This is a genomic window from Streptomyces malaysiensis subsp. samsunensis (assembly GCF_024519315.1).
Lineage (GTDB): Bacteria > Actinomycetota > Actinomycetes > Streptomycetales > Streptomycetaceae > Streptomyces > Streptomyces malaysiensis.
On the sequence record NZ_JANIIC010000104.1, the window covers coordinates 1 to 23,447 of the forward strand.

The following is a 23,447-nucleotide window of genomic DNA, read 5'->3' on the forward strand; positions in this document are numbered from 1 at the left end:
TACCGCCTCCGGCGGGGGGTTTATGGAATTGGCCTCCGGCCATTCCATAAACCTGCGTTCCTCCGGAACGAAAAGACAGGCGAATGGGATTTGTGCCTCCGGCACAAATCCGGGCGCTGAGTTTTGTTGTGTGAGTGGGGAGTTCGGGCTTGAGTTGGGGTTTGAGTTGAGAATTGAATTGAGGGGGCGTCATGCCCTTTCCTATGGCGGGGGTTTAGGGGGAACCTCCGATTCCCTTGAACCCGGGCGAATTTGTTTTATATTCCGTGAGGAAAAGTAAACCACGGAATACGGAGAGAGGGCAACCAGGCCCCTCCGGGGCCCGGTTGCCCGTGAGAGGGAGGGAAGGGAGGGTCCTGCCTCGGCAGGAGAGTGGAGGGAGAGAGAAGGAGGAGGGGAGGAGGGGGAAGGAGAGACCACAGCCACCCAACCCACCACCACGACCGATCGGGGTCCACACCCCCACACCCATGCGACGGCCCCCAGCCGACGCACCACACACCACAACCCCGCCCCGATCCCCGACGCCGCCGCACCGACCACACCCACCCCCACCCCCTTCTCTTCTTCTACTTGGGTAGGGAGCAGCGGCCGCAGAGGGGATGTCAGCAGGCGTACCAGGCCCGATTGTTGGGGTGGCCTGGTAAAACGCCGAGGCCCGGAGTTGAGCCGCGCAACGTCTAGCGCAACCTCTACCGCAACACCACGGCGCAACATCCAGCGCAACCCGTAGCGCAACAGGGGTTCCGTGCGAGCACGAGAGACACTATTATTTGAAGTCCTGGGGGAGGCGACCCCCGGGAACCGCAAGGGACCAACGAAGGGGAAAGACGTGGAACTCACGATCACCGACGGGATCGTGCACGCGGTGCGCGGCGCAGACGCGCCCATGACCGAGCTTGCGATTCGGGCCCGCACCATCGCGAACCTTCTGCCCCTGCTGTGCGCGCGAGCAGGAGCGAAGATCGTGCACAACTCCGACCGCAATTACACCGGAATTCGGTTCGAGACCAAGGCCGCCGGTCCGGTCGTCCTAGAAATGCCGACGGGCGACGAGCCGTATCGCTTGGTTCAGGAATTCATCGACCCGGACAAGGCAGGGCGCATGGAAGTCGAGTTGCGGCGATTCCCGCAGATCTACAAGCCCCACGGAATCGCGTACATCACGGCCGATTTCCTCCGGTCGAATGGGTTCCTGAAGTAATCCGCACGGGGGCGCCCCGATTAGGGCGCCCCCTTCCACCTCGCATCACTGAGAGTAGAAGGGCAGCCATGGAGAACACGCGGATTGCAGAGCAGACCCAGGAAACCGGAGCACCGCTCACGGACGCGGAGAAGGAGCAGGCCGGTTACGCGCTGCGCGATCTGGCGCGCAGCGAGAGCGACCCCAACACGCTTAGGGTCCCGCACGAGCAGTTGGAAATGGTCCGGCCGTTCTTCGAGTTGGGTTGGGCCATGGGGGTACGCACCGGCCACACCGGCCCGGCTATGGCTGATGTGCCGGTTGATCGCGCGACGGTCGCGCGCGCGTTCGCAATGCTGCTCTCCGAGCGGGTTGCGGATCAACTCGTGGCCGCAGTGGCGCGGAGTCTGGACCCTCAGCACGCCGGACCGGTTCTGTGGCAGAAGGTCAGGTATCACGGCAGCCTGACGCAGCGTCACGGTACCTACTGGGTACACGCGATCCACGCGCACGCCGAGCTGTTCGGCGAAGCCCCCACGCTGCGCTACGACCTGTGCGAGATGCGCGGTCTCTGCCCGGTGTCTGTGGTCACGAACGTACGGCGGGTGAGCCTGACGCCGCTCCACGAGTACCGCGCTCTGGTCTAAGTGTGCAGGTCAGGGGTGGGTTCCCCTACCTCCGAAACACACTATTATTGAAGTTGTTCGGGGGCGGTGGCCCCGCCCCCGAACCCGCAGAAGCCAACACCGAAGGGGAAACGACAAGTGGCAGGACAGGGAGCCCGGCAGATGCTGCCGGAGGTACGGAAGTACGTCGAGAGCGTTGAAGCGTCCCTCACAGCTCGGCGCGCTTCCATGGACGCGGCACACGAGAAGTACCCGAAGCGGCACGGCTACGGCGAGGATGCCCGCCGCCAGGAGATCGCCTACAACGAGGAGGTCAACAACGCCTACGCCACGTGCTCAAACGTCCAAGCGGATGCCTGGAGCGCTCTCAAGGCATCCGGTGATCCGCTGGTGCGGTGGATCGCCGAGAACTGCGCGGATTACCCCGTAGAAGCTCGGTGTGTCCTGTCCGCCCTTCCTGCCACGGTCGCAGAACTCGACGATCTGGCGGGCAAAATGGACTGGTGCCATGTCTGGAACGACTTCAGGCAGCAGGCACTTGACGCCGGAGTCATGCCCGGCATCAAGCCCCCGAGCCCGGCCATGAAGGCAGTCTTCGAGCGGATCGACCGGGAAAACTGCTGCCCCATGAGCCGGGGCGCCAGGCAGCGCATCGGCGAAGCCCTCGACGCCCTGGTACAGGAGACCCTGACATCTGCGGACAGCGCCACGGAGGCAAGGACTGCCAAGGCCCCGGCATGACCGAGACGGGCCACAAGCCTCCGAAGCCCGAGTAACCGCAGCATCGAGCCGCCGCGCCCTGGTTCCCCGTCCAGGGCGCGGCACCCCGGACAGACTCACCGGCCAATGGCCCGCCGCCCCGACCTCCGCACTCCCCGTCAGCAGGTGCGGGGCCCGCGAGACGTACGTCAATCAGCCGGGCCGCGAAGTGCCACCGCACAAGCGCCCGGACGCCCAAGGAGCCGGCGCCCACCGCCCCCTTCCGCCCGTGCTCAGCGCACCGGCGGACAAGCCCATCGCCCGGCACCGCCCGCACTCGAAAGAACCAACAGCACGCCTCGGTGCCGACGCCCACCGCCCCTAAAGCGCCTGCCGAAACCCAAAGACGCAGGTCAGGGGTGGGTTCCCTCACCCTCGAAACACACTATTATTGAAGTTGTTCGGAGGCGGTGGCCCCGCCCCCGAACCCGCAGAAGCCAACACTGAAGGGGAACCGTGACTATCACCGACGTCAACACCGCGTTCGCCGACGAGAAGGCCGCGCAACTCGAATCCGTCCGCGAGCGCGAGCGCTCGTTCCAGGCCCGCATCGACCGGGGCGAGATCCGCATGGTCGGTGCCGACCGTTACGAGGTTCTCACCGGCTGGGACACCGGCGAGATCTTCACCGTCTCCCGCAACGCGCAGGGTGAGATCGAACGGATCATCGCCAACCACGGCATGGACGAGAAGTCCGACGGCACAATCGCCCTGTACGCCTCTTCCCCCGCCTGGCATGGCTTGGGCCAGATCATTCCCGGCGGTACGGCGGACATCGACACGGTACTGAGCCTGTCCGGCCTGGACTTCGAGGTCACCACCGTGCCCGCCCTGTACGAGTGGCAGGGCGAGATGCGCGAGCACGCCGACCAGCGGCACACCGTGCGCGCCGACACCGGGGCCGCCCTCGGCGCCGTGGGGGCCCGCTACACGCCGATCCAGAACCGGACGGGGTTCGAGTTCCTCCAGGAACTCGTAGGCCGCTATGACGTCGTGTGGGAGTCCGCTGGGCTCCTCCGGGGCGGGAAGCGGGTATTCATCTCCATCCGCCTCCCGGAAAGCGTCACGGTGGACGCCGAGGGCATCAACGACATCGTGGTCCCCTACGTCGCGATCATGAACGACCACTCCGGAAACGGGCAGTTCCAGTGTGTCGTCACGCCGTGGCGGCCGGTCTGCGCCAACACCGAGCGGTTCGCCGTCCGGGACGCCGTCACCCGCTGGGCCGTCCGGCACACCGCCGGAGCCACAAGCCAGATCAAGGAAGCCCGCCGCACCCTCGGTCTGGCCTCGCAGTACTTCGAGCAGTTCGCCGCCGAGGAAACCGCGCTGGCCCGCACCGACATCGCCATCGCCGACTTCCACCAGGTGATTGCCGACCTGTGGCCCCTGGACGACGACGCGTCCAACCGGAAGAAGACCAACCACGCCACGCGGCTGGACGCCCTCCACGACGTCTTCCGCACCGAGAGCGAGCGCGTCGGGCGGACCGCCTACGCGGCCGAGCGCGCCCTTACCGACTATCTCGACCACATCGCACCCCGCCGCCCGGGGAAGTCCATGACGGAGGAGGTCGCCCGCGCAACCGCCGTCCTCGAAGGTGCAGACGACGAGCTGAAGAGCAAGGCGCACAAGCGTCTTCTCCAGCTCCGTACACGCTGACCGAACCGGCGCCAAGCCCCCGTGCGGGTCGGGCCCCTCCCCCCGGCCCGGCCCGCACGGGCCCAACCGACCCGAGAGCACGGAGCGCGCGACCCAGCCCGCAGGGAGCGCGGAGCGCGCCCGCCCCGCCCCCGCCCCTGCCGCGTAGCGGCAGCGCGACGCGTCGGCGGAGCCGCCCGCGCGCCAGAACAGCACCCGCCCAGGGGCGCAGTGCGGACGGCCTCCGGCGCCCACCGCCCACCGCCCCGCCCCGCAAGGAGTCCTCATGTGTGCACGTCCGGAGCTCACCCACCCCGGAGACGACGCCATCGCGGCCGCCATGAGTCGCGCCCTGACCGCCCTTTCCGCCGTGTTCCAGGCCCTCGGAGACGGCGAACACACGCTGAACCTCGTAGCCGAGCGGACCGACCACGCATTCGTCACAGGCCGAGCCGATCTCTCCATCGGTATGGAGCCGCTCCGTCTGGCCGTCCTGGACGACGAAGAGTTCTGCGCCCTGCGCATGCTGCTGGTGTTCGCGCTGGAGGGCAGCACGATGCGCAGTGCCGTCCTGATCGCCACCACGGCCGCCGAGCCCAACCCCCGTGCGTGCGGCTGGTCTATACGGGACGGGTGGCTTCGCCCCATGGATACGGCCGCGCTCCAGGAGGCCGTCATTCCGTGCCCCGACGTCGCCGCCGTCGAGCGCGAGGTGTACCCCGCCCCCGTTCTCCTCCAGCTCCCCGACTCCGACTTTTAGGACCCGCATGCCTGAGCGGGAGCTTCCACGGCTCGACGATGCCGCCACGGCGTCCGCCATGAGTCGCACCCTGGCCGCCCTTTCCGCCGTGTTCCCGGCCCTCGGCGAGGGGAGCCACGAGTTCAGCATCACGGCCGATGGCTGACTGCCGCCCCGACGCCCGCCCCCTCCCCTTCGGCGAGCGCGGGGCGGCAGGCCCCCAGCCCACCCAGTCGAGCCCCGAGGAGTCGCAGCCCATGACCAGCCCGAGCCTGACCATCGACACGCCCGCCGGCCCCGTGCGCGCCACCGCCGGCCACCGCGACGCCGACGCCGTCGTGTTCGAGCTGGGCAGGGCGATGCGCGGCAGTGTGCACGTCACCGGCACCACCCATCCCCGCCACTGGGACCAGTTCACCGCCGTCCGCGCCTGTCTCGGCCCCGTGAACGCCTTCAAGACCACCGCCCCCGACAAGGACCTCCCGCGACTCGCCAACGGCCGCACCGGCTACCACGGTAGCCTGATCCTCTACCGCGACAGCCTTGAGCGCCCCGAGGCCTCGGTAAACCCGCTGTCCTCCGCCGCCGATCATCCGCCGTCGGAGAAGACGGCCGCGGTGCTCACCGCCGTCCTGCGCGGGTGCGCCGAGCACATCGCACAGCGCGTCGACCTGCCCGCGGTCCTGGAGGCCTCCCGGCAGCGCGATATCCCCGGCCTGCTGCGCTTCCTCACCTGGTCCGCCGCCTACCACCAGGCCGAAGCCGTCCGCCTGGAGCGCGAAGCGCGGGCAGCGCTCCCCGCGCGGAAGGCCGGCGAGGCCGCCTGGCGGACCGCCGCGCAGTGGCTCGCCCTCTCCCCGCACCCGGTCGTGTTGCTGATGCTGGCCGACTGCCCCGACTCACTGACCCGCAAGATCAGGGGGTTGCAGTGGTGGGCCCCCTATTGCGTCGACGCCGCCGCTGAAGAACGCGAGCGCGCCCGCCGCGCCCAGGCGGAAGCCGACTCCCTGCGTGCCCAGCAGCGCAGGCGCCCCCGCGGCCGCCGCCCGTCCTAGGTCGGCGCCCCTTGACAGCCCGAGGAAGGCGCAGGTCAGGGGGCGGGTTCACTTCCACCCAAAAGACACTATTATTAGAAGTGTGGGGGAGGCGGAGCGCGTGTACCTGTTCAGCCGAATGCACACCCTGAACGAGCAGTTGGCGACGTCGCCTCGGCTCTGGCCAGCCGGACACGGCACGTCCAGGGCAGGGCCGACCGCTACGCCGCGATCCGAACAGCCCCCGAACTGATCGAGACCAGGGAACTGAGGAGAACATCGTGCCGACCATGCTCGAACAGCTCGCTACTGGGGAGAAGTACGATCCGACGATCCTCCTGCCGAACGTGTGGTATGACCTGCTGCGTGCCGTGGAGACGGTGTGCCCGTGCGGCAATACGACGAGCGTCCGCAACGGCGTCCTGACCACGCACGAGCCGATGTCGACGTGGGACATGAACGGCACGCGGCGTGCGGTGATCCGTGACGCGTACGGCGTCGGGTTCACCTGCCGCTACAGCGGGCGGACCGTCACCCTGGCCGCCGCCCTGAAGCGCGACAACGTTCTGACCCCGGCGGAGCGGCACGTCCGTGATGTCACGCAGGGCCGACTGGAGGCAGGCATCACGGATACTGCTCCCGAGGGCTACGCCCTGCCGAAGCCGGTTGCTGTCCTGTTCGCGCTCGCTGAGGCTCACGGCTGGAAGACACAGCAGGCGTGGGCACCCCTTGACGGGGGTTTCCTCCTGAACCTCCGTGTAGGTCGACCGGCCGACGGGGGCCGGAAGTGGCAGTACGACCTGCCCTATTTCGTCGCTTCAGGCGTCGCGCGCCGGACCCGGTCCGGGCTGTGCGTCACGCCCGACCGCAGGGGTCAGCACGACACCCCGTCCATCAAGGCCATCACGGCCGTGATCCGGGCCAACCCGGCTCCGACGGAGAGCTAAGGGAGCCGCCCGCAAGTCGGCGGCATTCCCGGTTTCGCCAGCCGCGGGTGGGCTGCCCGCTTCCTGTACCGCTACCGCAAACCCGACCGTCCGGACGCCCCTGGCGCACCGCCCCTCACTTGCATGCCCCACCCGCCCTACGAGGGAGATGTTCTGATCATGCGTTGGCTGATGAGCCTCGGTGAGCGCACCCGCCCCGATGCGCCGACCTACGCCGAGGACCCGGCCCCCGACCAGGCGCGTGCCCTGGCCCTGGTCGACGACTTCGGCCACCTCTTCACCGTCCTGAAGGAGTGGCGGCGGGAGTACGGCGAGGAGCTGACCGCCTGGGCCGTGCAGGTGGAGGCCGACGACGTCGAGAAACTCCCCGCAGAGCTCATCGAGCAGTGGGCATGGGAGGGCGCCCCGGTCCGCCTCGACACCGAACGGGGCGGCTACGTGAAGGTGTCCGACTACCGCGAGGTTTCGGTGCGCCCGGGCGTCAGCGCCCGCACCACCACCGGCCTCCCTCTGTGGACCGCCGCATCCTGACCCGTCCGGCAGGCCGCTCGCGCAGCTCACCACCCCCTTGGAAGGAGAAACCGTGTCCCTCGGCCACCACTTCGGCGTGGTCATCAGCCGCATGCCTCACATGACGTATGTGAGGACGGTGCTCGCCTCAAAGGACTGTCGGTTCCTGTGTTCGGCCTGCTACGCCAACTGCTGGGGCGTCCAACGGCGTCACGGCGAGACGGTTTGGCTGTGCTCGCGGTGCACCGACCTGAAAGACAACGGCTTGGAGCCCGGCCCGCGCCTGTTCAACACTCAGCCGTCCCGGCAGCTCCGGGTAGGTGAGCAGCTGCGCAGCCCGAAGGGCGTGTGGACCGTCACCAGCTCCGAGCGCGTCAAGACACCCGAAGACGGCATCCCCCAGGAGGCCTGTATGTACGTCCTCACCCGCGATAACGGCCACAAGGAGGAATGGCGAGGCCGCGACATGGCCGACTTCCACCTGATTCCGAACGCGTTCGAGCACATCACCGGCGAGCGCTGCGCCGAGCTGGGCAGCGCGCTCACGGCAGCCGGCCTTCTCTGGGAGGACAACGGCCGCCAGGACACCCCACGGCGCCTGAAGTACACCGCCACTTACCCCCGCGGCCGCCAGTGGTCGATCCGGCCCGTCCCTCCGCTCGACTTCGACCCGTGGCAGCCGTCGAACCTGTGGCGTGCCGTGTGCGCCGCCCCTCGCGACCAGAGCCCCGTCATGACCGCCCGGGCCCTGGCCGACTACATCCGGGAGCTCCCCGCGTGAGTGGCCAGCCGCGCCCGTGGCGCCCGGAGGACTTCGACGACCGGTGCGAGACCTGCGGCGCCCCCGCGGGCCAGTTGTGCCGCCCGTGGTGCGACACCGGCTACACCGCCGAGGACGCCCGCCGGGACGCCGAGCTACGCGACCAGGGCGCGAGAAGCCCCGCGTCGAGTACACCGGCCCGCCATTCGAAGGAGTGAACAGACCGTTATGACACGCGAGTTGATCACGCAGGAGCAGTTCGACGCGTTCGCCGACGAAGTGGCGCGGGAGCTGGGTACGCACTGCCGGACGGCCGAACTCAGCGACTACGGGCGCGGTTTGGGACGGCTCGTCATTGACGGCGACGGCCGCGCCCTGCGTCTGTGCCAGCCCGACGACCTCCGCCCCGAACGCCTGAAGGTCTACGCTGCGCTGCCGGACGAGACCGAGATGATCGCGCCGTCGATCGGGGTCACGGCCCGCAGCGCCCGCCATGTGGCACGCGAGATCACCCGGCGGCTGTATCCGCTGCACGGCGAGGCTGCGCAGCGGGCCGCCGAACTCGCCGCCCAGCAGAAGGCGGAGGAGAGCGGCCGCCGCGCCGTCGCCGAAGCCGTCGCCGGTGCACTGCCCGGGGCGCGGATCGAGGAGCAGTACCGGCGCACCCGGATCATCTGGCAGCACGACACCCGGCCGCCCGGGGAGCGCGGCCCCGTCCAGGTCGACAGTGTGTGCGCAGTTGTCGGAGTCTCCGGGAAGTCCGTGCGGGTGGAAGCATCCGGCCGCCCCAGCACTGTGATCTCTATGCTGGCCGCATTCGCGCGGACGTCGCAGGAGTGAAAAAGAGCAGGTCAGGGGCGGGTTCCCGCCCCCACAAAAGACACTATTATTATTGACACGAGAGAGCGGCATCCCGCACCAGACCTCACTGCCACCCCTCACGGCCTGGATAGCAGACCGACGGCCGGGGCGACTCCTCGGGCCCGGCCGCCAACCAGGGCCGCGCCCCGCTCGGTCGTGACGACCGGGGCGCGGCCCGCACAGCCGAACACCGAGGTGCTGTAGCTCAGTCGGCAGAGCGCGGATCTTATAAGTCCTGGGTCGTGGGTTCGATCCCCACCAGCACCACTCCAACACCAGTGCACGCGAATGGAGTTGCCATGACCGGCACCAAGGCCACCCCGAACCCCGAGACACCCGCCGAAGTGGCGTCCGCCGTCCTGGACGCCATCGAGGCACAGCCCGACGTCTTCGACATGGACCACTGGGCATGGCTGCCCGAGCCCACCCGGCTGGCCCCCGAGGAGGCTCCGGCGTGCGGTTCCCAGCTGTGCGCAGCCGGATGGACGGCACACGTCACCGGCTGGACACTCGTTTCCCTGCCCGAGGGCGAACACACGTGGGTCACCACCCGCGACCACGACGGCAACCAGTGCGACAGGCCCGCAGGACTCTACGCAGAGCGGGACGGCGAGCCCCGCCTGATCTGCGACGTTGCCGCCCAGGCTCTCGGCCTGAAGCGCCACGAGACATTCTGGTACGCCGACGAGCCCACCGCTTTGAAGCGGCTTCGCGAGATCGCCGGACGCTGACCCGCCATCGTCCGGCCGCCGTACCGGCGGCCCCACGCCTGCGTAGCTCAGCGGCAGAGCGGCCCCACTTGCGGGTGGCCAGGGGTTCGAATCCCCTCGCAGGCACGGCACTACCTGACCGCCTGACCCGCACCAGTGCGCACCGACTCGCTCTGCGCCGCTGGACCCCGAACCGCCCACCGGAGGCCACGATGACCGACACCGTCAGCATCCCGGCCGACGTCGCCCACGCGTTCACCGACGCATGGTGCACCACCGTCATCACGTCCGACGTCGCTGCCAGCCTCGGATGCACCGAAGTTGACACCCTGGCCCACCTGCTACGCGCCCTCGGCGCCGAACAGGCCGCCGACGAGTGGACCGACGCCCACGCCGAGGGCGACGAGCCGACCGACCGTCACTTTCAGGGGACCGTGCCCGCGGAATCCTCGCTCGCCGTCGACGGGATGCGCTGGAGCCCCGCCCCCGCCGACGCCCAGGACGAGCAATGACCTGGACGGCCCGGCCAACGAAACGCCAGGTCAGGGGAGGGTTCCCACCCCCGAGATAGACACTATTATTAAATATGTGAGGCGAGGTTGGTCCACCCCGGCCTCACAGGCGGCGGCCGCTCGCTACGCCCGCCCGACAGTCCCTGCGTCAGGAAGGGTTCCCATGAAGCGGTGCGAGTGGATGTTCCACACGGTCAACGCCGACGGCCAGATGTTCGGGTACAACTACCCGCCCACCGGCATGGGCCCCTCGATCACGGCCGACGAGCCGTGTGCGACGGTCGAGAACGCCGCCGAGCTCACGAACCACGAGTTCACGCGGGCACTGAGCTCTATCGTCACCGAGCACTGCGGGGACCACTACACGCCCGTGTTCCAGGGACGCGGCTGGACGGTCGAGCTCCGGTCCGACTATCCACTGTGGACCACCACCTCATGACGTCCCCGGCGACCGGCCACCGCGAGCCGACCGTTCCCGCCAATCGACCAGGCGCGAGCGGCTCCCTTCAGCCCGCCCACGAGAAAGGTGCGCACGTGACCCACACCCCTCAGCCCTCCAAGTGCAGCCGGGGCGAGCCCCAGGCTGCTCGATCGTGCGCGGGAGCCCCGGCGCGCACCGATCGCCAGACCGCGCGCCGCGTCCTGCGCCGCGAAGTCGCCGGCGCCATCGGCCTGCTCACCGACGAGCACGACTTTCGCGCCATGCGGCACTACCGCACGTTCACCTTTGCCGACTTCGCGACCTACCTGACAGCGGTCGAAGACCTTCTCAGGATCCGCGCGTCGCAGGGCGCGCACACCACGGTCGCCCTCTTCGACCCCGAGGAGTACGCCGACTTCTGCGCCGACACCGGTTGTGACCCCGACAGCCCGTCCAGCCGCGCCCGCTTCACCGCGAAACTCGCCACCACGGGCCCGGCCCTCCCGTACGACGGCCAGCCCCTGGCCGACCTGATCCCGGCCCTGGCCGACGAAGCCCTCCGCCAGGCCACTTGGGAGTACGCCTCCACACTTCTGGCCCGGCTCGGCGCCTGCACCTGCTGCGGCCAGGACATCGGCCGAACGGCCTTCGCCGAGGCCTCGGGCCTGCTGACCCGCATCCTCGACACGGCCCGGCCGGGCCGCCGACACCTCGTGTGCAGCGTGTCAGCGGCACCCGAAACCCTGGTCGCTGTCCTGCACGCAGATACAGCCCCGGACGGGGCGAGCCAACTCGACGAGGCCGAGGCCCTCCAATTCACCACGGTCCTGGCCCTCGGTCTGGCGACCCAGAGCCCCGGCGGAATCGTCGTACGGACCACCGCCCCGAGCACCTCAGACCAGGTCTACGGCTGGCGGCTGCGAGCGGGAGACCCTGAACCCCTCACCGCCGGAGAGGTCTTCGACGCCTACTGCACCGACATCGACTCCGGAGACCTGATCTCCCCGGAGTCGGGAGTCGACTACTGCGTGCCGCCGGACCTCGGGCCGGACTCCACGCCGTCGACCCACCGGCACTGAAAGACGCCAGGAACACCGCAAACCAGCAGGTCAGATAGGGGTTCACACAAAGCCAACTCACACTATTATGGGAAGGGAGGTCCGGGCCGTCGCACCGGCGTCCCGCCCGCCAGAGCGACGGCCCGCCCCCTTCCTCCGAATCCAGTTCTCAGGAGCTTGCCGTGCAAGGGAACCCGACGCCGGTCATCGACTGGTACAGCAACAAGGCCTACCAGTGCCCGCGTTGCCGCCACGACACGGTCACGGGCCCCTCCCGCTGGGAGGTGTACACCTGCTGCAACTGCGCCACCCGTTTCGCCCGCTTCCCCCGCCTACAGCGCTTCCTGCGTCACGTCGGCGTCACCTGCGAGTTCTGCACCGAGCGCCACCCCGTCCTCGTCGACGGCGAGCCCTTCGGGTTCCTGCGCCGCCGCCACAACGGCGTCGGGACGCACGCGGAGCACCAGTTCGAGGCGTGGCTGTACGGCACGGACGAGTTCGCCGACCACCGCGACGGTGTGCGCTACCGCAGCACCCGCGCCAGCCGCGCGGAGGCCATGGCCGACCTCGCCCACTGGCGCAGCATGTTCGGCCCCGTCGAGGACGACCCCAGCCCCGTCATCGCCGTTGTCGCGGACGAGCAGCTCAACAAGTACGGACCGGACGTAACCAGGGAGCAGCGCGACGCGTTGCTCGACGGCACACTGGACGTCTACGGCGTCGGCGCTCTGCGCGCCTTTGCCCCGCTGCATCCCCGGCGCGGGCAGTTCTACGCCGATTCCGCCTCCTTCACCTGGGGCCTGATCGCCCCGTCCGGCCTGGAAGGCATCTACACCAGCGCGGCACCGAAGTCCCTGACCGCGCACGCTCCCCAGGTCTGACGGACCGGGCACGGACTCGCCAGCACCCCGTTTGCGCAGGTCAGGGCTGGGTTCACACACCCGGAACTAACACTATTATTAGTAATGGGCGGAGTCGCCACCTGCCCCGCCCCATTCACCAGGCGACGGCCCTCTCCCTTCCCCTCTTACAGCCTCAGGAGTTGCCATGCTTCGAACGCTGCGCCGCGCCCTGCGACCGGCACGTATGCGTATCCCCGCCCGCCGGTTCACCGCCGGGATCGCGGCACTGCCGCCTACCGCGCGCGAAGCACTCGGCACCGACGTCACGGCCGGAGAGGCCATCGCCTACAACCGCGTCCGTGTCGCCATCGCGACCGCCGTCGCCCTCTACCGCAGCGGATACACGCTGCCGATGTCCGACGACGACCTGGACGACGCCGTGCTCGCCCTGGGCTTCCCCTACTCGGCGCCGAGCCCGGAGACCCGCGCGTCCATCCGCGCCGCCCTCGCCGTGGTGGAAGCCGACTACACCGTCACCGTCACCCGCTGACCCCCGTAAGCCCTGTCTGCGGGCCGCCCGACCAGGGCGGCCCGCACGGAAGGAGTCCCGGTGTTCCTCGTCGTACCCGACCCCGCTCACGGACTCGTTGCCGCCCCGCAGTCCTCCGACGACCTCACGACCCTCACCGTAGAGTCCCTTGCCGCCCAGGGGTTCGCCTGGAACAGCGAGATCGAGGCGTACACCCGCCAGGCCGACCACGACCCCGCGGCCGTGGACGACACCGCCGGCATGCTGCGCGAGCTGGGCCACTACGTCTTCTCCTCCCACAGGCCGCTGCGCAGGAGCTGACCGCCGCGCGACCGGCCCGTCATCCCTCCCCCTTGTGTAGATGGAGTTCCGTCATGTCCCGACGCCGCATTCAGCCGCAGCCGCCCGTCCGGTACGCCGCCGCCGAGCACGAGGGATGCCACCAGGTCGTGGACCAGCTCCACGGGTACGCGCTCAGCAGCCACGCCACCCGTGGGGACGTCGAGGAGGCCGTACGCGAGCTGAGCGCCAACCCGACTGCCGCGATCGAAGCCGTCGAAGAACTCGACGCCACCCAGAGGGGCCCGGCCGCCCGCGAGCGGCGGATCCTGCGCCGGTACGGATACGGCTGGAGTCTGCGCCAAGACGAAATGCTGTCCCTGAGCGGGGAGTTCAGCCATGACCGACTGGAGACCCTGATCTCCGGCGGCCATCTGGCCATGGTGTTCAGCCCGGCCGGTCTGCCGTACTACACCACGCCTGAGCGGTACGCGCAGCTGTCGCCCCGCTGGATACGCGACGGCAACGAGTCGTTCCCGGCCGCCGACGTCGCCCGCCTCGAACGCTCGCGCCCCGATTTGGAGTTGTTGCTCGCACGCGCGCGCTACGAGCGGTGCGAGCTGCACGGGATCACGCTGTGGCGGTGCCTGATCTGCGGGCCGCGCGAGCGCTTCGAGTGCCAGTGGGGCGACTGCACCGCCAACCGTGTCACGGCCTACTGCGAGCGGTGCGTGCGCATGGATCCTGGGCGGACCTTCCCGCTGCCGCCCCGTCGAGAGCACGACTGGCCGTAAACACGCAGGTCAGGGGTGGGTTCACCCCTCCCCAAAAGACACCATTATTTATGTTGTTGGCCCTGCGGAACACCCCGTACGGCGGGGCCGCCACCCCGCCGTACGGGCCCCCTCACTGCCACCAACCGCCCTCAATTCGCCGCACAGGCAAGGAGAAGGAGAGCCCCATGGCCACCGCCGTCTCGACCCCGCCCACCGAACCCGCCACGCACGAGGAGGAGGACGCCCCGCAGATCGTCCTGCTCGACCCGGCGCTCGTGGTGCGTGACGAGTGCAACGCCCGCGAGGAGGACACCGAACCGGACGAGGACCTGATCAACTCCGTCAAGGAGATCGGCGTCGAGGAGACCATCAGCGTCCGGCCCCGGCCCGACGGCACCTACGGCGCGTTCAAGGGCTGGCGGCGCGCACAGGCGCAGCAGATCGCCAACACCACCGCCCAGGAGGACGGCCGCCCGGTCCGCAGGATCAAGGCGCACGTTCGGGAAGACCTGGTCGGCCGCGACGGCTGGACCCGGTTCCTGTCCCTGGTCGAGAACAAGCACCGCGAGGGGATGAGCGAGCGCGACATCCTGAAGTCGCAGGAGCTGTCCCTGATCGCCATGAGCGACGTCGAGCGTCGCCAGGCCACCAAGGCTCTCAGCGTCGGCCGCAACGCCGCCAAGCAGGCCAAGGCGGCACAGAAGCTTGACGACGCCACCCTTCGCCGGGCAACGGCCGGAGGCATGGACCTGGAGCAGACCGCGCAGCTCGCCGAAGTCGAGAACGTGCGCGGAGCGGAGCGCCGTCTGCTGCGAGCGCTGGAGCGCGACCACGAGGACGGCAACGGCGGGCGCGGCCACTGGGACCAGGAGATGGCGCTGCTCAAGGCCGAGCAGGCCGACGCCGACGCCCGAACCAAGGCCGAGGAGAACCTCAAGACGGCGGACATCCCGCTGCTGGGACAGCCGGGGTACGGGCAGAAGGACCCGTCCAAGCCCCTGGCCGCGCTGACCACCGGACTGGGCAATCCGCTCACCGAGGACAACCACAAGAACTGCCCGGGCCACAGCGCCCGGCTCGACGACGAGCACCAGCCCGTGTGGCACTGCTCCGACCCGGCCGCGTACGGCCACAAGGTCCGCCCCCAGCCGAAGAAGCCCAGAACGGAAGAGGACGAGGCCAAGGCAGAGGAGCGCCGCAAGGTCATCGCCTGCAACCGGGCCTGGAAGGCCGCCGCCGGTCCCCGTCACGACTTCGTCACGCGCCTTGTGCGTCAGAAGACCCTGCCGGATGCGGCCCGTGTCTTCGCGCAGGAGGTCGTGCTCACCCTTCCGGTCTTCTACAGCTCCTGGACCGACAAGCGCGAGTCCGAGACCGTCGCACGTTTCCTCGGAGTCAAGGAGCCCGAGCACGCGGACCTGGCGGAGACGGCGGTGCATCTGCCCAAGGCGCGCGTCGTCAACGCGCTGTTCGCGCACGTCGCCGCTGCCTGCGAGCACGACATCCGCGAGCCCAAGACGTGGTCGAACCTCACCGTGCAGCAGGCCCGCTACCTGCTGCTCCTCGAAGCGCTCGGCCAGGACGACAACGGCAGCTACCGGCTGTCCGAGGTCGAGGACCAGGCGGTCGCCCGTCACCGGCCCGACACCGCCGCCTGAACCGGCACCCCCAAACCCCGGCCGGGCACGGACGTGCCCGGCCGGTCCCCCACCCCCGCGTCATAGAAAGGCGAACCAGCATGACCGTCACCATGGACGAAGTCCTCAACTTCATCGGCCAACTGCCGGACTCAATCGAGGTCTCGAAGGTCCAGGAGGCATCCGTACGGCGGCTCCGCGCGATCGACAAGGAAGCGTCCGCGGGACTCGTGGCCGGATGCCGGGCCCGCATCAACGAGTCGCTGCGCCCGGCCCTGCTGCGCGGCCTCACCGGCACCGTCCAGGAGCGCAACCGCACCGGCAGCCGCGCGGGCTTCCTGCTGGACGAGGAGTCCACGCGCATCCTGCGCCGCGACCCGCGCAACACCAAGTACCGCATTCCCGAGGACGTGACGCGCTTCCGGCTCCCGGGCAGCGGTGTCCCCGTCGCCTGCCTGGACGAGATCGAGGACGACTGACCGGGCCTGACGGCGCCGCCCCGGCAACGGGGCGGCGCCCGCCACCCATTGATCAACCGGCCGGGTCCCTCCCAGCCCGGCCCGCACGTGAAAGGGCCGTCATGACTGACCAGGAGCAGGCCCCCTCCCCCGACCCGGACGGCGAGGCCCCCGAGCGGCCCCTGACCCTCGCCGTGCTGCGCCACCTGGTCCGCTACGAGTGGAAAGGCTTGCCCGGAGACACGCTCCTCGTGCTGTCCCGGGACGCCGAGGGCAACCTCTTCTCCCCGTTCTCCACCTACAGCTTCTCTCGGTACGCGCCGACCCACAGTGACCTCGTCGGCGACGTCTTCCCGCTGCCGGAGGAGCTCAAGGCGGACCAGTCCCTGCGCGAGCTGTACGGGGACCGCATCCCCGATACCGCCGTCCCCGCGCTGGTGCTCTTCCCGCTCGGCTGAGCGAACGCCTGTGGGCGGGGCGCCCCGCCGGCCGCCCCGCCCACAGGCTGCCAACTCCTCCTTTCCCGAGGCCTTTCCTGGCCACGGTCCTGACGAAAGCGATGTGTCACCGCCATGTCCGCCCTAGCACAAGCCCCCCTGGAAGGACCGCAGGCCCCGGTACTGGTCATCAGCGACAGCACCGACGACGATCCGGTCGGCCTGCGGACGAGCCCGGTCCCCTGCCTGCATCTGCCGTCGCCGTTGTTCAGCACCGAGGAATACCACCGTGCTCCGCTCGTACTCCTGGACGACCGCAGCTACACCGGCTTCACGCTCCGCCACATGCCGCACCGCCGGGGACTGATCATCGTCCTAGTCGATGGCGACGACGGCACCATCCTGCCCGACGACAGCACCATCCTGGTCGATCCCGACGACAGCACCATCTATCCCCGGGCCGCAGCCATCGGCGCCGAGGCCGTCATCCGGCCCGAAGACAGCCTCAACTGGCTGCATCTGCGTCTGCACGACGCCACCGACTGCCGCTACGCCCACTGGGAAGCGCTCCTGGCCGACGGCCCCACCGATCCTCCCCCACCGGCCAGCAGCTGACGCCCGGCACCCGAGCCCCGTCGCATCCGCCATGCGCCCACCGCGATCCGAAGGAACTGACTCATGCCCGCGATACCCCAACGCTGTGCCCACCGGCCGCTGGCGGGCGGGCTGGTGGTGCCGTACGTGACCCTGATCCACGACGGCCGCGCGGCCTTCGGCGTCCTCGACGCCGACAAGGCCACCACCGCCTTCCGGCGACGCCTGTGCCAGATCTGCGCACACCCGCTGGACGAGCGGTGCTTCCTGCTCGTCCGCCCGGCCGACGTCGTCAAGGGCTGCTCCCCGGAACCGGCGCTGCACCCCGAGTGCCTGCCGTACACCGCCGAGCACTGCCCGATGCTGAACGGCACCGCCACGCACTACCGCCGCAGCCCGGTCCTGGCCAGCCACCCCGCCGGTCGGCCCTGCACCGATCCGTCCTGCCCCTGCCCGCCCCGCACCCCGGACGAAGGTCACACCGCCCGCAGCGGCAGCCGCGCCGACCGGTACGAGGCCTGGATGATCCACACGCGGAACTACCAGCTCGTCACGCTACCCGACCGGCCCGATGCGCCCTCCGGCATCAGCCTCGACGTGCCTGTCCTGCGCAAACGCGTGCTGCGCACCGCGGCTCTCTCCCCCGACCAGCAACACCTGATGGACCTCTGGAACGCCCTGATGAACGGAACCTGACCGCCCCCAACCGCACGGAAGGCAGCCGCCATGCTGATCAAACCGGACCCGGCCACGCCCGCAGGCGAGGCCATCATCGACCTGGCCGACCTGATGGACGGCCTCCAGGAGCGCACCGGCGAATGGCCGGGTGCGGACACTGTCGACATCGTCGAAGGGTGGCTGAGCCGCTTCACCTTCGCCGTCCCCGAGGACCTCACCACCCAGGTAGTCGGCCGGACGTGGGTGCTGCGCCAGTGGGACCGGCACACCGATGACGTGACCCTCTGGTCCAACGAGGCCTCCGCGCTGGCCTCGCTCGCGCAGGAGGTACGCAGTTCCTGGGACGACGTGGGGGGCACCGACGGTGTCCCGTACCGGCCTCCCGCCGACGACCAGGCGGCCGTGGACCTCTACTACGGCCCGGAGAAGAACCGCGGCGACGCGGGCTACACGCTGTACCCCGACGACATCTCCCGTCACGTACGCGTGCCCCTCAGTCTCAGCCTCTCGGACGCCGAAGCCTGCGCGGAGGCGAACAGTTCGGCGCTCTTCCACCCGCAGGGGAACCCCGACGACGAAGGCCTCCCGTGCATCGAGATCGCGGGCATCCTCGTGTTCGCCTACCTCGACGCCGACCGCGGGACAGTACGGGTCTCCGTTCACCTGGACACCACCCACGAGCAGTTGGTGCGGACCGACGGCACGGTCCCCATCCAGGTGGAGATCGAGGACGCCACGGTGTTCGACAACCTCGCCCCGCCGCCGGCCCTGCCGGAGCCGACCGGGTGGAAGGACCGCATCCGGCGCCTCACCCGCCGTACCGCACCCTTCGGCAGCGGGAAGCTGCGACAGGGGGTTGACCATTCCCCAAGAAACACTATTATTTGAATAGGAGGTGTTCGCATGGCCCCGTCCGTCACGCACGTGACCGGCACCATCACCGGTGACGTGGAAGTCCGCTTCACCCAAGACGGCATCGCCGTCTGCCGGTTCCGCCTCACCGAGACCCCCACTCAGTGGGATGCCGCCGCACAGAAGTGGCGTGACCTGGACCCGATTTCCTACATCTGTACGGCCTGGCGGGACCTGGCCACCAACGCCACCGAATCGCTCGTCGACGGGGTCAACGTCCTGGTCAAGGGGCGCATCACCGCGATCAAGGACGACTCCATCTACCTGAGCGTCGACGACCTCGGCATCAGCCTGCGCAGGCGTATCGCCTACACCGAGACCAGCCTGCCCAGTCCGATCGCCGCCCGCCCGGTCACCGCACCCCCGGCGCCTCAGCCCGCCACCGCATCCCGACCGGCCACCGGGCGACCGGGCAGCCCACCCGCCTGGTGGGAGCAGAAGCGGGCCTCCCGCTGGTCCTAGCCCGGCTCTTCCATCGCAGCCGCCGATTGGCTTCTCCCCTTCCCGTCGGCCGCTGGCCACTTCCCCCCTTCGCCCGCCCCGGCGCGGCACCGGTTCGCCTGCCGGTGCCGCGCCCTGCCCGAAAGGCCGGCCGTCCATGCCCGCGCACGCCCTGTCCGAACGAGCCCACGCGCCGCGCTCGCCGCCCACTTCACCCCCGGCCAGCTCGCCGCCGACCTCGACGAGTACACCCCGGCCGAGGTGTGGGACCGGCGTGTCCGCGGCGATGCCAGCGGGCGCCTTGCCTCCTACCGGCCGCGCGAGGAACTCGCTCAAGCGGAGCTGACCTGCCCGTTCGTCATCCCCTCGGACGAGGAGTGGCCCACCGCCCTCGTCGATCTGGGGCCGGCCTGCCCGCTGGGCCTGTGGGTCCGCGGCCACGAGCGACTTGCGCGGCTGACCGACAGCGCCGTCGCCGTGACCGGCAACCGGGTCCCCACCGAGCGGGCCGTCACCCGCGCGCACGACTTCGCCACCGCCCTCGCCGAGGCCGATCACACGGTCACCGCCACACTCGCCTACGGCGTCGACTCCACCGCCCACCAGGCCGCCGCCGAGACGGGCAGGGCGTCGCTCGCCGTGCTGCCGCGCGGCCTGGACGGCGCCCACCCCCACGCGCACGCCCCGCTGCTGGGCTCCATCCTCGACAGCGGCGGCGCGGCGGTCAGCCTCTACCGGCCTGGCACGGCGGCCAGCGGCGCGACGCTGAAGGCCAGCGCCGTTCTGCTGGCCGCGCTCGCCCGGGCGCTGATCCTCGTCGAGGCACTGGACCACGTCGAGGCGATGTACGCGGCCGAGATGGCCGTCGACCTCCACCGGCCCCTGCTCGCCGCGCCCGCCACCGGCGACGTCCACTCCAGCGGCAACGCCCGGCTGCTCGACGGGCGGCTCGCCGTGAACAGCCTGGACCCCCGTCTCACCGCCGCCCTGCCACACGCGCGTGTGACCCGCGCCGGCGACGTCGCGGACGGCGACCTGCTCCTGGCCGCGGCCGGGGAGCAGGGAGCCGACTACTTCAGCACGCCCTACATCGCCCACCCCGAGCCATTCGACCCGTCGTGCGGCTGCGGCGTGTGCTGCCTCGTCACGGAGCCCGGCGAGGTGGTGGTGCTGTCCCAGGGCGATCCCTGGGAGTTCTGCGACCCGTGGCCCGCCGACGACCTGCTACTCATCGTCTCCGCCCAGCGGCTGCCCGACCTGTCCCTCGAGGAGTGAGCGCCGCCATGTCCCGTACGACGTACACGCCGTCACTGCCCGGCCTCACCGCCGACGACAGCCTGGACACCGTCATCAACTGGGGTGCCGGCGCCGACTCCACGGCCTACATCACCAAGATGCTCACCGCCCCTGAGGCTCACGGGATCAACCTCGACCGCACCGCCGTCCTCTACATGGCCACCGGCAGCGAGTGGCCCGAAACCCAGCTCCTGGCCGACGAGTTCATGATCCCGCTGCTGCGCGAGAACGGCGTGCGCTTCGTCCAGCTGGCGCGTAACGGGCACCTCCAGTCCGACGGGTTCACGATCCTGGACGACTCCCGCCACCCCGAGCAGCTCTTCGCACGCGGGCCGTGGACGCTATGGGACGACCAGGAATCCGTCGGCACGGTGCCCCAGGTCGCCGGCACCCGCAAATGCTCCCTATGGGCGAAGGGCGACGTCGGCGACTGGTGGCTCAAGCAGGTCTTCGCCGGTCGGCCGTTCAGGCAGATCATGGGCTTCAACGCCGACGAGGAAGGCCGCCGCTTCAGCGACCAGATCACCTCGAAAATGCCCGGACGTACCGGGGAGTTCCCGCTCATCGACTGGGGCTGGCACCGGCAGCAGTGCGAGGCCTACCTGCTGGAGCGGTTCGGCGTGCTCTGGCCGAAGTCGTACTGCACGTTCTGCTGCTTCTCCGCCTCCATGGGCGCGCTGCCCGCCCACATGGAGCGCATGCGCTCCCACCCGGACATCGCCGGCAAGGTGCTGCGCCTGGAGTACACGGCAATGAGCCTCAACCCGAACGCCAAGCTCTACGGCCGCAAGAGCCTCCTGGAGCTCTTCGACCCGGCCCAGCCCCGGGACCGGGCGTGCCTGGAAGCGTTCGAGCGCGAGCTCGACATGCCGTGGGCGCTCTACCACGTGCGCAGTCTGTTCCTGCTGTCCGAGGACGGCAGGAACAGGCCGGTGAAGCGCTCCACCGAGCGCGTCGACCTCGGCCGCCCGCACCAACTCGCCCAACGCCTGGCCTCTATCTCCGAACGGCACGGCGTCGACGTCGAGCACGACCCGGTGTACGGGCGCGCCCGGGCCTGGATCCGCCCCCGCGCCAAGGGCCGGCCGATGGCAGAGGAACTCTTCGCCACCGCCCCCGCCCGCGTGATCAACAAGCAGGACAAGAACTTCGAGCAGCACTGGGACGCCCTCGTCTCGGGCTCCGCCGCTCAGCTCCCCCTCGTCTGAGCCGCCCCTCACCGCCAGCTCCGGAAGGACTTCCCGTGCGCGCATCCATGCCCTCAGTCCCCGCTCCTCCGCCGCTTCCTCGCCGTGCTGTACGTGGCCACGCCTTCCGGAGTGAGGTACGGGCCGTCATGCAGCCCGGGCTGCTGGTCTGCATGACGGCCCCGGCCCAGGGCAACGTGATCCCGCCCGGCGCCCTGTACGCGTGCGACAACGGCAAGTTCGGAAAAGGCTGGCCCGGCGAGCAGCCCTGGTTCGCGTGGCTGACGGCGACGGTCGGCCGCTACCGCCCCGACCGCTGTCTGTGGGCCGTCGCTCCCGACGTTCCGCTGGACGCCGCAGCCACCCTCGCCAAGTCGCTGCCCTGGTTGGAGCCCATCCGCCCCCTGGGCATCCCGGCCGCGTTCGCCGCCCAGGACGGCAGCGAGCACGGCCTCATTCCCTGGGACTCGATCGATGTCTTGTTCCTGGCGGGCTCGACCGAATGGAAGACCTCACCGGCCTCCCACCGGCTGGCTGTTGAGGCTCGGGAGCGCGGCCTGGCCGTCCACATGGGCCGCGTCAACTCCCGCAGGCGGCTGCGCATCGCGCAGGCCTTCGGCTGCACCAGCTGCGACGGCACCTACCTCGCCTTCGGACCCGACATCAACCTCCCCCGCCTCCTGGCCTGGATGAACGAACTCCACACCACCCCAACGCTGTTCGGAGACGAAGCATGACGACCCGCCTGCGCCATATCGGCGCCGCGATCATGGGCATCCTCGACCCCATTCCCTCCACCGTGCCCTCCCCGATGACCGAAGAGGAAGGCGCCTGGGTCCGCGCGCACGCCTGGACTAAAGTACTGCGCAAGATCGACGACGCCTACCCCCACGGCTTCCACCGCTGGTGCTCCTGCGAGCGCGGTATCTGCCCCGGCTGCACCTCCGGGCACCACGACCGGTGCGTCAGCGCCGGCGGCCCCCGCGTCGACGAGCACGCCGACACTGTCACCGACGCCCAAGGGTTCGTCGTCGCCGTGATCCGGTACGGACTGGGCCAGCGGCCCTGCCGGTGGCTCTGCCCCTGCCCTCACCCAGCGGACATCGAAGAGACCGCCGACACGGGCAAACCCGAGAAGCCCCCTGCCGCCCCGCACGCCTTCCCCGCGCACCAGCCTGCAGCCGCCCCGGAAGGACAGCTCACCCTCTTCGCGAGCGGCCTGCGCGAGGACGGGGAGGCACCGTGAGGTCCCCGGTCCAGGAGACCCTGCCGTTCGAGGACCTGCCGGAGGTACCGACCGCGTCACCCTGGTGCCAGCGGTGGCGCGAACGGAGACACTCCTGGGCGCATGTCCGCGACGGAGGCTTCGACGCTCGCCGCTACACCGTGGACGTCCTCCCCGACGAGGAGCCCGCCAAGGCCTTCGTGCTCGCACATCATTACTCCGGCTCGTATCCGGCGGCGACGGTGCAGTTCGGCCTGTACGACGTCGTCGACGGCGAACGGCGGCTCTGCGGGGTGGCCGTTTTCGGAGTGCCGGTGAGCACCGCCGTCCTCACCAAGCCACTGCCTGAACTCCGACCGTACACCGAGTCGTTGGTGTGCTCGCGGTTCGTCCTG

At 69.8% G+C, this 23,447-nt stretch carries 33 protein-coding genes and 2 tRNA genes; all 35 read left to right on the forward strand.

All coding sequences use genetic code 11. From position 1 onward, the window contains the following. Positions 1–280, forward strand: a 280-nt coding sequence (locus tag NQU54_RS45520; RefSeq protein WP_257636164.1) for a hypothetical protein, incomplete at its 5' end; no start/stop codon positions are given. Positions 281–832: 552 nt separating this feature from the next. Continuing rightward, the gene (locus NQU54_RS45525; protein WP_257636165.1) at positions 833–1,204 is read left to right on the forward strand and encodes a hypothetical protein; all 372 of its coding nucleotides are present in this window, start codon (positions 833–835) and stop codon (positions 1,202–1,204) included. 68 nt (positions 1,205–1,272) lie between these two features. After that, entirely contained in the window at positions 1,273–1,830 is a 558-nt protein-coding gene (locus NQU54_RS45530) for a hypothetical protein (protein ID WP_257636166.1), read from the forward strand. Between the two features lie 141 nt (positions 1,831–1,971). After that, the gene (locus NQU54_RS45535) at positions 1,972–2,550 is read left to right on the forward strand and encodes a hypothetical protein (RefSeq protein WP_257636167.1); all 579 of its coding nucleotides are present in this window, start codon (positions 1,972–1,974) and stop codon (positions 2,548–2,550) included. A 474-nt stretch (positions 2,551–3,024) separates the two neighbouring features. Continuing rightward, complete coding sequence (locus NQU54_RS45540) at positions 3,025–4,230, forward strand: DUF932 domain-containing protein (RefSeq protein WP_257636168.1); 1,206 nt, start codon at positions 3,025–3,027, stop codon at positions 4,228–4,230. Positions 4,231–4,495: 265 nt separating this feature from the next. Then, positions 4,496–4,969: a hypothetical protein gene (locus tag NQU54_RS45545; RefSeq protein ID WP_257636169.1), complete on the forward strand. Its 474-nt coding sequence runs from the start codon at positions 4,496–4,498 to the stop codon at positions 4,967–4,969. A 7-nt stretch (positions 4,970–4,976) separates the two neighbouring features. Next, the gene (locus tag NQU54_RS45550) at positions 4,977–5,114 is read left to right on the forward strand and encodes a hypothetical protein (RefSeq protein ID WP_257636170.1); all 138 of its coding nucleotides are present in this window, start codon (positions 4,977–4,979) and stop codon (positions 5,112–5,114) included. Positions 5,115–5,205: 91 nt separating this feature from the next. Beyond that, positions 5,206–6,003 carry a hypothetical protein gene (locus NQU54_RS45555; RefSeq protein ID WP_257636171.1) on the forward strand — a complete coding sequence of 266 codons (798 nt, stop codon included), beginning with the start codon at positions 5,206–5,208 and terminating at the stop codon, positions 6,001–6,003. Positions 6,004–6,263: 260 nt separating this feature from the next. Further along, positions 6,264–6,929: a hypothetical protein gene (locus NQU54_RS45560; protein ID WP_257636172.1), complete on the forward strand. Its 666-nt coding sequence runs from the start codon at positions 6,264–6,266 to the stop codon at positions 6,927–6,929. Positions 6,930–7,088: 159 nt separating this feature from the next. Beyond that, positions 7,089–7,460, forward strand: a complete 372-nt coding sequence (locus tag NQU54_RS45565; RefSeq protein ID WP_257636173.1) for a hypothetical protein — start codon at positions 7,089–7,091, stop codon at positions 7,458–7,460. 52 nt (positions 7,461–7,512) lie between these two features. Then, the gene (locus tag NQU54_RS45570; RefSeq protein ID WP_257636174.1) at positions 7,513–8,220 is read left to right on the forward strand and encodes a hypothetical protein; all 708 of its coding nucleotides are present in this window, start codon (positions 7,513–7,515) and stop codon (positions 8,218–8,220) included. Continuing rightward, positions 8,217–8,417, forward strand: coding sequence for a hypothetical protein (locus tag NQU54_RS45575; protein ID WP_257636175.1), 201 nt, complete (start codon positions 8,217–8,219; stop codon positions 8,415–8,417). Before NQU54_RS45570 ends, NQU54_RS45575 begins: the two co-directional genes overlap by 4 nt. Before the next feature lie 10 nt (positions 8,418–8,427). Beyond that, entirely contained in the window at positions 8,428–9,039 is a 612-nt protein-coding gene (locus tag NQU54_RS45580; protein ID WP_257636176.1) for a hypothetical protein, read from the forward strand. 215 nt (positions 9,040–9,254) lie between these two features. Continuing rightward, positions 9,255–9,327 (forward strand) — tRNA-Ile (locus NQU54_RS45585). 32 nt (positions 9,328–9,359) lie between these two features. Beyond that, complete coding sequence (locus NQU54_RS45590; RefSeq protein ID WP_257636177.1) at positions 9,360–9,791, forward strand: hypothetical protein; 432 nt, start codon at positions 9,360–9,362, stop codon at positions 9,789–9,791. A 36-nt stretch (positions 9,792–9,827) separates the two neighbouring features. After that, positions 9,828–9,896: transfer RNA gene (locus NQU54_RS45595), tRNA-OTHER, on the forward strand. An 86-nt stretch (positions 9,897–9,982) separates the two neighbouring features. After that, positions 9,983–10,282, forward strand: coding sequence for a hypothetical protein (locus tag NQU54_RS45600; protein WP_257636178.1), 300 nt, complete (start codon positions 9,983–9,985; stop codon positions 10,280–10,282). A gap of 163 nt (positions 10,283–10,445) precedes the next feature. Then, complete coding sequence (locus tag NQU54_RS45605) at positions 10,446–10,721, forward strand: hypothetical protein (RefSeq protein WP_257636179.1); 276 nt, start codon at positions 10,446–10,448, stop codon at positions 10,719–10,721. 95 nt (positions 10,722–10,816) lie between these two features. Next, positions 10,817–11,782: a DUF8829 domain-containing protein gene (locus NQU54_RS45610; protein WP_502362216.1), complete on the forward strand. Its 966-nt coding sequence runs from the start codon at positions 10,817–10,819 to the stop codon at positions 11,780–11,782. 161 nt (positions 11,783–11,943) lie between these two features. Continuing rightward, on the forward strand, positions 11,944–12,642 hold the full coding sequence (locus NQU54_RS45615) for a hypothetical protein (RefSeq protein WP_257636180.1): 699 nt from the start codon (positions 11,944–11,946) through the stop codon (positions 12,640–12,642). Positions 12,643–12,808: 166 nt separating this feature from the next. Continuing rightward, positions 12,809–13,153 carry a hypothetical protein gene (locus tag NQU54_RS45620; RefSeq protein ID WP_257636181.1) on the forward strand — a complete coding sequence of 115 codons (345 nt, stop codon included), beginning with the start codon at positions 12,809–12,811 and terminating at the stop codon, positions 13,151–13,153. Positions 13,154–13,213: 60 nt separating this feature from the next. Next, a complete protein-coding gene (locus NQU54_RS45625; RefSeq protein WP_257636182.1) occupies positions 13,214–13,453 on the forward strand; it encodes a hypothetical protein in 240 nt (79 codons plus the stop codon). 53 nt (positions 13,454–13,506) lie between these two features. After that, complete coding sequence (locus NQU54_RS45630; protein WP_257636183.1) at positions 13,507–14,205, forward strand: hypothetical protein; 699 nt, start codon at positions 13,507–13,509, stop codon at positions 14,203–14,205. Positions 14,206–14,372: 167 nt separating this feature from the next. Then, on the forward strand, positions 14,373–15,845 hold the full coding sequence (locus NQU54_RS45635) for a ParB N-terminal domain-containing protein (RefSeq protein WP_257636184.1): 1,473 nt from the start codon (positions 14,373–14,375) through the stop codon (positions 15,843–15,845). A gap of 80 nt (positions 15,846–15,925) precedes the next feature. Next, on the forward strand, positions 15,926–16,303 hold the full coding sequence (locus NQU54_RS45640; RefSeq protein ID WP_257636185.1) for a hypothetical protein: 378 nt from the start codon (positions 15,926–15,928) through the stop codon (positions 16,301–16,303). Positions 16,304–16,404: 101 nt separating this feature from the next. Continuing rightward, on the forward strand, positions 16,405–16,740 hold the full coding sequence (locus NQU54_RS45645; protein ID WP_257636186.1) for a hypothetical protein: 336 nt from the start codon (positions 16,405–16,407) through the stop codon (positions 16,738–16,740). A 114-nt stretch (positions 16,741–16,854) separates the two neighbouring features. Further along, positions 16,855–17,334 carry a hypothetical protein gene (locus tag NQU54_RS45650; protein ID WP_257636187.1) on the forward strand — a complete coding sequence of 160 codons (480 nt, stop codon included), beginning with the start codon at positions 16,855–16,857 and terminating at the stop codon, positions 17,332–17,334. A 63-nt stretch (positions 17,335–17,397) separates the two neighbouring features. After that, positions 17,398–18,009 carry a cell envelope biogenesis protein OmpA gene (locus tag NQU54_RS45655; protein WP_257636188.1) on the forward strand — a complete coding sequence of 204 codons (612 nt, stop codon included), beginning with the start codon at positions 17,398–17,400 and terminating at the stop codon, positions 18,007–18,009. A 30-nt stretch (positions 18,010–18,039) separates the two neighbouring features. Then, positions 18,040–18,879, forward strand: a complete 840-nt coding sequence (locus NQU54_RS45660) for a hypothetical protein (protein WP_257636189.1) — start codon at positions 18,040–18,042, stop codon at positions 18,877–18,879. A 15-nt stretch (positions 18,880–18,894) separates the two neighbouring features. Continuing rightward, on the forward strand, positions 18,895–19,365 hold the full coding sequence (locus tag NQU54_RS45665) for a single-stranded DNA-binding protein (protein ID WP_257636190.1): 471 nt from the start codon (positions 18,895–18,897) through the stop codon (positions 19,363–19,365). A gap of 240 nt (positions 19,366–19,605) precedes the next feature. Then, positions 19,606–20,619, forward strand: a complete 1,014-nt coding sequence (locus tag NQU54_RS45670; RefSeq protein ID WP_257636191.1) for a DNA-processing protein DprA — start codon at positions 19,606–19,608, stop codon at positions 20,617–20,619. 8 nt (positions 20,620–20,627) lie between these two features. Next, the gene (locus tag NQU54_RS45675; RefSeq protein ID WP_257636192.1) at positions 20,628–21,848 is read left to right on the forward strand and encodes a hypothetical protein; all 1,221 of its coding nucleotides are present in this window, start codon (positions 20,628–20,630) and stop codon (positions 21,846–21,848) included. A 128-nt stretch (positions 21,849–21,976) separates the two neighbouring features. After that, positions 21,977–22,564 (forward strand): hypothetical protein, encoded by a 588-nt coding sequence (locus NQU54_RS45680; protein ID WP_257636193.1) that lies wholly within the window; start codon positions 21,977–21,979, stop codon positions 22,562–22,564. Beyond that, positions 22,561–23,073, forward strand: coding sequence for a DUF6248 family natural product biosynthesis protein (locus tag NQU54_RS45685; RefSeq protein WP_257636194.1), 513 nt, complete (start codon positions 22,561–22,563; stop codon positions 23,071–23,073). Before NQU54_RS45680 ends, NQU54_RS45685 begins: the two co-directional genes overlap by 4 nt. Continuing rightward, positions 23,070–23,447: Mom family adenine methylcarbamoylation protein (locus NQU54_RS45690; RefSeq protein WP_502362217.1), on the forward strand; the 378-nt coding region annotated here is incomplete at its 3' end. The genes NQU54_RS45685 and NQU54_RS45690, both read left to right, overlap by 4 nt.